The following is a 6,936-nucleotide window of genomic DNA, read 5'->3' as shown; positions in this document are numbered from 1 at the left end:
GCCGCGACGGCCGTGCGGTCGCGCCGCACCAGGCGGTTGTAGAGGCGGGAGGACTCGCCGCCGCCGAGGACGGTGAGGGCCAGGTCGGCCGCGTCGGACGCGCGCGTGCCGTCCTCGGGGAGCCGGTAGGCGGCCATCAGCGCCCGCGCGGGTACCTCCTCGACGACGACCTCGCGCAGCTGGCCGCCCATGATCTCGGGCAGCGAGCCGTCACGCGGGGTGGGCTTGCCGTCGTGCGCCGGGATGGAACCGAAGTACTTCTCGATCCAGGCGAGCGTCTGCTGCGGATCGATGTCACCGACGACCGACAGGACGGCGTTGTTGGGCGCGTAGTAGGTGCGGAAGAACGCGCGCGCGTCCTCCAGGGTGGCCGCGTCCAGGTCCGCCATCGAGCCGATCGGCGTGTGGTGGTAGGGGTGGCCCTCCGGGTAGGCGAGGGCGGTCAGCTTCTCGAACGCCGTGCCGTAGGGGACGTTGTCGTAACGCTGGCGGCGCTCGTTCTTGACGACGTCGCGCTGGTTCTCCATCGACTCGTCGTCCAGGGCGGCGAGCAGCGAGCCCATGCGGTCGGCCTCCAGCCAGAGGGCGAGCTCCAGCTGGTGGGCGGGCATGGTCTCGAAGTAGTTGGTCCGCTCGAAGCTCGTGGTGCCGTTGAGCGAGCCGCCGGCGCCCTGCACGAGCTCGAAGTGGCCGTTGCCCGTCACCTGGGCGGAGCCCTGGAACATAAGGTGCTCGAAAAGGTGAGCCAGGCCGGTACGGCCCTTGACTTCGTGGCGGGAACCGACGTCGTACCAGAGGCAGACCGCCGCGACCGGGGTCAGGTGGTCCTCGGAGAGCACCACGCGCAGACCGTTGGCCAAGCGGTGCTCGGTCGCTGTCAGGCCTCCGGAGCCTGTCTCGGCCGTGGTCGTGTGACCCATGGGCATGTACGTCCCTTCACTCGCGGAAGCGGTCTCGAACCGCGGTTTTCCTGCCGGTCCTGCCACTGTATGCAAGCGTGCGGGGACCCGGCGAAGTTCCCGCACGACATACGCCCACAGCGGATCGCGTAGCCTGCGTCAGACCCGCTCTCGAACGCCGCCGGGCGGCGGAGCGGGCCACGGAGACCGGGTCCTGACCCGGGTTGTCAGTACGGCGGTCCACAATGGTCCGCGTCAGATCCCGTTCACGCATGAGCAAGGAGCCGGCAGCGATGGCCCGCCGCAGCACGAAGACCCCGCCGCCCGACGACTCGTTCGAGGAGAGGATCCTCGACATCGACGTCGTGGACGAGATGCGCGGCTCCTACCTCGAGTACGCGTACTCGGTCATCTACTCGCGCGCCCTGCCGGACGCCCGTGACGGCCTGAAGCCGGTGCACCGCCGGATCGTCTACCAGATGAACGAGATGGGGCTGCGCCCCGAGCGCGGCTATGTGAAATGCGCGCGCGTGGTCGGCGAGGTGATGGGCAAGCTGCACCCGCACGGCGACTCGTCGATCTACGACGCGCTGGTGCGGATGGCCCAGCCGTTCTCGATGCGCGTCCCGCTGGTCGACGGCCACGGCAACTTCGGTTCCCTGGGCAACGACGACCCGCCGGCGGCCATGCGGTACACCGAGTGCCGGATGGCCGAGGCGACCAGCCTGATGACCGAGTCGATCGACGAGGACACGGTCGACTTCGCACCCAACTACGACGGCCAGGAGCAGGAGCCGGTGGCGCTGCCCGCCGCCTTCCCGAACCTGCTGGTGAACGGCTCGTCGGGGATCGCGGTCGGCATGGCGACCAACATGCCGCCGCACAACCTCGGCGAGGTGATCGCGGCCGCGCGGCACCTGATCCGCTACCCGAACGCGGACCTGGACGCGCTGATGAAGCACGTCCCGGGCCCCGACCTGCCGACCGGCGGCCGGATCGTCGGCCTGGAGGGCGTCCGGGACGCGTACGAGACGGGCCGCGGCACCTTCAAGATCCGGGCCACGGTGGCGGTGGAGACGGTGACGGCCCGCCGCAAGGGCCTGGTCATCACCGAACTGCCGTTCACGGTCGGCCCCGAGAAGGTCATCGCCAAGATCAAGGACCTGGTCAACGCCAAGAAGCTGCAGGGCATCGCCGACGTCAAGGACCTCACCGACCGCGAGCACGGACTGCGCCTGGTCGTCGAGATCAAGAACGGCTTCGTGCCGGAGGCGGTCCTGGAGCAGCTCTACAAGCTGACGCCGATGGAGGAGTCCTTCGGCATCAACAACGTGGCCCTGGTGGACGGCCAGCCGCTCACCCTGGGCCTCAAGGAGCTCCTCGAGGTCTACCTGGACCACCGCTTCGACGTGGTGCGCCGCCGCAGCGAGTTCCGCCGCACCAAGCGCCGCGACCGCCTGCACCTGGTCGAGGGCCTGCTCACCGCCCTGGTCGACATCGACGAGGTCATCCGGCTGATCCGCTCCAGCGAGAACAGCGCGCAGGCCAAGGCGCGCCTGATGGAGCGCTTCTCCCTGTCGGAGATCCAGACCCAGTACATCCTCGACACGCCGCTGCGCCGCCTCACCAAGTACGACCGCATCGAGCTGGAGGCGGAGAAGGAGAAGCTCACCGCGGAGATCGCCGAGCTGACCCGGATCCTGGAGTCGGACGCGGAGCTGCGCAAGCTGGTCTCGGCGGAACTGGCCGCGGTGGCAAAGAAGTTCGGCACCGAGCGGCGCACGGTCCTGCTGGAGGCCTCGGGCGCCTCGGCGGCCGTGGTGCCGCTCCAGGTGGCCGACGACCCGTGCCGGGTGCTGCTGTCCTCCACGGGCCTGCTGGCCCGCACCCTGAACGGCGAACCCTTCCCGGCGGACGCCGACGGCAGGCGCGCCAAGCACGACGTGATCGTCTCGGCGGTCCCGGCGACCGCGCGCGGCGAGGTCGGCGCGGTCACCTCGACCGGCCGTCTGCTGCGGATCAACGTGGTCGACCTGCCGCAGCTCCCGGAGACGGCCGCCGCCCCCACCCTCGCGGGCGGTGCCCCGCTGTCCGAGTTCCTCTCCCTGGAGGACGGCGAGAGCGTGGTCTGCCTGACCACGCTCGACGAGTCCTCGCCGGGTCTGGCCCTCGGCACCGAGCAGGGCGTCGTCAAGCGGGTGGTCCCCGACTACCCGTCCAACAAGGACGAGTTGGAGGTCATCACCCTCAAGGAGGGTGACCGGATCGTCGGCGCGATGGAACTGCGCACCGGCGAGGAGGACCTGGTCTTCATCACGGACGACGCGCAGCTGCTGCGCTACCAGGCCTCCCAGGTGCGTCCGCAGGGCCGTCCGGCGGGCGGTATGGCGGGCATCAAGCTCACGGAGGGTGCGAAGGTCATCTCGTTCACGGCGGTGGACCCGGCGGCCGACGCGATGGTCTTCACGGTGGCCGGGTCGCGCGGCACGCTCGACGACTCGGTGCAGACGACGGCCAAGCTGACCCCCTTCGACCAGTACCCGCGCAAGGGCCGGGCCACCGGCGGTGTGCGCTGCCAGCGGTTCCTGAAGGGCGAGGACTGCCTGTCCTTCGGCTGGGCCGGTCCGGTCCCGGCGAAGGCGGCCCAGAAGAACGGCACCCCGGCCGACCTCCCGGAGGTCGACCCGCGCCGCGACGGCTCCGGCGTCTCCCTGCCGAAGACGGTGTCGGTGGTGGCTGGGCCGGTCTAGGCCTCGCCGGGGTCCTGGGCGAGGACCTCGTCCGGGTCCTGGGCGAGGACCTCGTCGGGGCCGTCCGCGATGCCCTGTACGTAGCGCAGGACGCCCCACATGCCGTACTCGTCGGCGTGCGGGGCGTCGCTCGTGCATCCCTCCAGCTCCTTGCGGAGCGTGGCGCTGTCGATGTCCGAACCGATCAGGACGAGCTGCGTGAGCCGCTCCCCGCCCGGCTCCCAGGCCTCCGGGTAGAACCGCAGGAAGCGCCCGACGGCGTGCACGGCGTACCGGTTCCCGGTGTCGTGCGGCCCGAAGTCGACATATCCCTTGATCCGGTAGAGCCCTTCGGGCCGGCTGTCGAGGAAGGCCATGAGCCGGCGGGGGTCGAGCGGGCGGCCGGAGACGAAGGACAGGCTGTCGTAGCCGGTGTGCAGATGCGCCGGGTGCTCGCCGTCCTCGTGGTGGTCATGGAGGTCGTCGAAGGACAACTGGCCGATGCGCTCCTCGCCGGGCCGGCAGTCGAACAGGAACTCGGGGTCGACACGGCCGTAGGTGGCGGGTACGACGGCGGCCCGGTCGGTGAGCGACCGCACGAGCCGCAGGACGCGCTCGCCGCCCTGCTCGGCCCGGTCGAGCTTGTTCACGACGACGAGGTCCGCGAGGGCGAGGTGCCGGTCGATCTCGGGGTGCCTGGCGCGCGTGTCGTCGAACTCGGCGGCGTCCACGACCTCGACGAGGCCGCCGTAGACGATTCCGGGGTGCTCGCTGGCGAGCAGCATCCGGACGAGTTCCTGGGGTTCGGCGAGTCCGCTGGCCTCGATGACGATGACGTCGATCCCGGTGGCCGGGTCGGCGAGCCGCTCCAGGTACCGGTCCAGTTCGCCGGCGTCGACGGCGCAGCACAGGCAGCCGTTCCCGAGCGAGACGGTCGAGTCCCCGAGGGCGCCGGCCACCGCCATCGCGTCGATCTCGACGGCCCCGAAGTCATTGACGATCGCCCCGATCCGGCTGCCTCCGCCGCGGTGCAGCAGGTGGTTGAGGAGCGTGGTCTTGCCGGAGCCCAGGAATCCGGCGAGGACCACTACCGGGATCTGCCGGGGACGGTGGTGGTGCTCCAAGGTGCGGCCTCTCTGACGCGGCTGCGGACGGCGGGCCGGTCCAGGATAGGAAACACCCGGGACCGGAATCCGCGCCCCCCGCCGAGGCCACCGCCGGGCCGTGGACGGCGTCCCGCTACCCGGTGGCCCTGTCGGCCACCTCCGGCTCGGGCCCCACATACCGCGCCACCGGCCGGATGATCTTCGAGTCGGCCGCCTGTTCCAGGATGTTCGCGCTCCAGCCGACCACGCGCGCCGCCGCGAACGTCGGCGTGAACATCTCGCGGGGCAGGCCGCACAGTTCCATGACCACTCCCGCGTAGAACTCGACACCGGCGAGCCCGCGCTCCACCTCGACGAGGGTCGTCCTGTTGACGGTCATGGCCTGCCTCCGCTGTCCTGCCTGAACTTGATTCGACTGTCCATGCTTGACTCAAGTTATGTCAATATTGATTGAATCAACATGCGTCGGGACGGCTACCGTGGCGCCATGCGCGATCAACACCCCGCTCCCGACAGCTCCGCGCGACGGCTGAGCACCAAGGAGACCGCCCAGCTGCTCGGCGTCAAACCCGAGACCGTGTACGCCTATGTGAGCCGCGGTCAGCTCAGCAGCAGGCGCGAGCCCGGCGGCCGCGCCAGCACATTCGACGCCGCGGAGGTGGCGGCGCTGGCCCGGCGCAACCGGCGGGAGAGCGCGGGCGGTTCCGGCTCCGGCGGCGGCGACCTGTCGGTGCGCACCCGGATCACGCTGATCGACGGTGACCGGTACTTCTACCGGGGCGTCGACGCCACCGAACTCGCCACGCACCACTCCTACGAGGAGGTGGCCGAGTGGCTGTGGACGGGCCGGATGCAGCGGGGCGTGGCCTTCGCCGCGCCGAAGGCCACGGTCGCGGCCGCCCGCCGGGCCGTGGACGCGCTGCCCGAGCACACCACCCCCACCGACCGGCTGCGGGTCGCCACCATCGCCGCGGCCGCCGAGGACCCGCTGCGCTTCGACCTGTCCGAGGAAGCCGTCCTCGGCACCGCTCGGGTGCTGATCCCCACACTCGTCGCCGCGCTGGCACCGCAGCACCGTCGCGGGCCCGACGACGGCCCGCTGGCCCACCGGCTGTGGCGCCGGCTGACCGGCGTCGACCCCACCGACGCCGGACTGCGGGTCCTCGACACGGCGCTCGCGCTCCTCGTCGACCACGACCTGGCCGCCTCCACGCTCGCGGTCCGGGTCGCGGCCTCCGCGCGCGCCCACGCGTACGCGGCCGTGTCGGCCGGGCTCGGCGCGCTCGAAGGCCCCCTGCACGGCGCCTCCAGCGGACTCGCGCACCGGCTGCTGGTCGACGTCCTCGACCAGGGCACAGCCGTGCCGGTGATCGCGGACGAGCTCCGGGCCGGCCGCCGCATCCCAGGCCTCGGCCACCGGCTCTACCAGGGCGAGGACCCACGCGCGCGCGTGCTGTTCGACCTCCTGGAGGGGATTCCGCGCGCACAACCCGCCCTCCTCGCCGCGCGGGACATCGTGGCGACGACCGCCCGGCACGCGCCGCTGCACGCCAACGTCGACCTGGCGCTGGCCGTGTTCACGGCCTCCTGCGGGATGCCGGCCACCGCGGGGGAGACCATCTTCGCCGTGGCCCGGACGGCGGGCTGGATCGCCCACACCCTGGAGGAGTACGGCGAACGCCCGCTGCGCATGCGCCCCAGCGGCCACTACGTCGGCCCGAGGCCGCCGCAGCCGCTGCCGGAGTAACCCCTTCGGCGGGCGAACGGGCGGGGCCGGAAGCCACCGCGGGCAAAGTCAGGTTAGGCTCACCTCTGTGAGTAGGTGCGCAACCGTCTCCCGGATGCTCGACGAGCCCGTTTCCGGCACCGCCGCCACCGCGACGACGTGGCTGCTGCTGGAACAGCCGGGCCCCTGGGGTCCCAAGGCGCTCACGTCGAGCCATCTGGACCCCGCGCTCGGCCGCGCCCTGGAGGCCGCCGCCGACGGGACCGGCGTGCGGATCGCGCTCATCCGCCGCCCCGGCCGCCACGCCGACCCGGGTACGCCCGCCGTGCGGCAGGTGTACGCGGCCCACGTGGTTCCCGGGAACCTCTGGCTGCACAGTGCCGAGACCCGTGATCCGCACCGGCTGCTCGGCCTCGACCTCGCGGCCCTCGGGGCGGGCGACCACCGTTCGTTCGGCACGGCGCTCGGCGGCCGGC

The 6,936-nt window shown here is 71.7% G+C and carries 5 protein-coding genes and 1 pseudogene; 3 read left to right on the top strand and 3 right to left on the bottom strand.

Annotated features, from left to right (window positions below; genetic code table 11):
• Window positions 1-926, bottom strand: a 926-nt coding sequence (locus ABZ646_RS36425; protein WP_360528870.1) for a pitrilysin family protein, incomplete at its 3' end; no start/stop codon positions are given.
• Between the two features lie 266 nt (window positions 927-1,192).
• On the opposite strand from ABZ646_RS36425, the gene ABZ646_RS36420 reads away from it, so the two are divergent.
• Entirely contained in the window at window positions 1,193-3,649 is a 2,457-nt protein-coding gene (locus tag ABZ646_RS36420; RefSeq protein ID WP_360528876.1) for a DNA topoisomerase IV subunit A, read from the top strand.
• On the opposite strand, the gene ABZ646_RS36415 is transcribed toward ABZ646_RS36420, so the two are convergent.
• Both ABZ646_RS36415 and ABZ646_RS36410 read right to left on the bottom strand, forming a co-directional pair.
• Window positions 3,646-4,752 (bottom strand): GTP-binding protein, encoded by a 1,107-nt coding sequence (locus tag ABZ646_RS36415; protein ID WP_360528867.1) that lies wholly within the window; start codon window positions 4,750-4,752, stop codon window positions 3,646-3,648. The two genes, ABZ646_RS36420 and ABZ646_RS36415, sit on opposite strands and share 4 nt — an antisense overlap.
• 115 nt (window positions 4,753-4,867) lie before the next feature.
• Window positions 4,868-5,083: a citrate/2-methylcitrate synthase gene (locus ABZ646_RS36410; protein WP_360528873.1), complete on the bottom strand. Its 216-nt coding sequence runs from the start codon at window positions 5,081-5,083 to the stop codon at window positions 4,868-4,870.
• A gap of 138 nt (window positions 5,084-5,221) precedes the next feature.
• Here ABZ646_RS36410 and ABZ646_RS36405 point away from each other — a divergent pair, with 138 nt between their 5' ends.
• On the top strand, window positions 5,222-6,481 hold the full coding sequence (locus tag ABZ646_RS36405) for a citrate synthase (RefSeq protein ID WP_360528865.1): 1,260 nt from the start codon (window positions 5,222-5,224) through the stop codon (window positions 6,479-6,481).
• 67 nt (window positions 6,482-6,548) lie between these two features.
• A pseudogene (locus ABZ646_RS36400) lies at window positions 6,549-6,936 on the top strand (sucrase ferredoxin); the annotation flags it as partial.

The organism is Streptomyces sp. NPDC007162 (assembly GCF_040634175.1).
Lineage (GTDB): Bacteria > Actinomycetota > Actinomycetes > Streptomycetales > Streptomycetaceae > Streptomyces.
This window is presented reverse-complemented; position numbering and strand designations above follow the sequence as displayed.

Coding starts and splice junctions, on each gene's coding strand:
- ABZ646_RS36420 (WP_360528876.1), top strand. CDS start 1,193: ATGGCCCGCCGCAGCACGAAGACCCCGCCGCCCGACGACTCGTTCGAG.
- ABZ646_RS36405 (WP_360528865.1), top strand. CDS start 5,222: ATGCGCGATCAACACCCCGCTCCCGACAGCTCCGCGCGACGGCTGAGC.